This is a genomic window from Negativicoccus succinicivorans (assembly GCF_018373335.1).
GTDB classification, from domain to species: Bacteria; Bacillota; Negativicutes; order Veillonellales; family Negativicoccaceae; genus Negativicoccus; species Negativicoccus succinicivorans_A.
Genome location: NZ_JAHAHH010000133.1, coordinates 1 through 1,272, shown reverse-complemented (window position 1 = coordinate 1,272; position 1,272 = coordinate 1). Strand labels below are relative to the sequence as shown.

General features: G+C 46.6%; 1 protein-coding gene. It reads left to right on the top strand.

Annotation, left to right across the window (positions count from 1 at the left end):
• Window positions 1-1,109, top strand: a 1,109-nt coding sequence (gene lepA, locus KH813_RS06715; protein WP_303994568.1) for a translation elongation factor 4, incomplete at its 5' end; no start/stop codon positions are given.
• Window positions 1,110-1,272 lie beyond the last annotated feature (163 nt).

The following is a 1,272-nucleotide window of genomic DNA, read 5'->3' as shown; positions in this document are numbered from 1 at the left end:
CCGGTAAATCATTTGAGGTGACGGAAGTCGGCTTTTTTGCGCCCCAAATGACGCCTACCCAGGAATTGAGTTGCGGTACGGTAGGATATTTAGCAGCAAGTATTAAAAATGTTCACGACTGTCGAGTCGGCGACACGATTACGACAGTGGAAAATGGTGCTGCCGAACCGTTGCCGGGTTATCGTAAGGCGACACCGATGGTGTATTGCGGATTGTATCCGGTAGATAGCAAAGATTACGGCAATCTGCGCGATGCATTGGATAAACTGCATTTAAACGATGCGGCGTTGGTGTATGAAGCGGAAACTTCACTTGCGTTGGGCTTCGGATTCCGCTGCGGCTTTCTCGGCTTGTTGCATATGGATGTAATCCAAGAACGTCTGGAACGCGAATATCAGTTAAATTTAATCACGACAGCGCCTTCGGTTATTTATCGTGTCTATACCACGGACGGAAATATGATCGAGGTAGACAACCCGGCGAATCTGCCCGATCCGACGGTCATTGATCATATTGAGGAACCATTTGTGAAAGCTAACATCATGCTGCCGTCCGATCTCGTCGGAGCCGTCATGGAACTGGCTCAGGAGCGGCGTGGTGAGTATCTCACAATGACATACATTGACGAGACTCGAGTCGCACTCGAGTACGATTTACCGTTGAATGAAATTATTTATGATTTTTTTGATAAGCTGAAATCCGGCACACGCGGTTATGCGTCTTTGGATTATGAGCTTTCCGGGTATCGTCCGGCGGATATGGTTAAGCTTGATATCCTTTTAAATGGAGATTTAGTGGACGCATTGAGTACTATTGTTCACCGCAGCTCAGCACCGTCCCGCGGTCGTGCGCTGGCTCTGAAGTTGAAAGATATTATTCCGCGGCAAATGTTCGAAATCCCGATTCAAGCGGCAATCGGTAATAAAATTATTGCCCGGGAAACCGTTAAAGCGATGCGCAAAGATGTACTTTCAAAATGTTATGGCGGTGACATCACACGGAAACGTAAGCTGCTTGAAAAGCAAAAAGAGGGCAAAAAGCGCATGAAGCAGGTCGGTAGCGTTACGATTCCGCAAGAAGCGTTTATGGCGATTTTGAAAGACGATTAAGATGAGCACAGGAATTTATATTCATATTCCTTTTTGCGCGAGTCACTGCCACTATTGTCATTTTTACTCTGCGGTGGTTCGCGAAGAGGTGTATAATTATTACTTAGCGGCATTGTTGAAAGAAATTGCCAACCGGCCGCTAAGCTCTTTTTCCGATCATGTG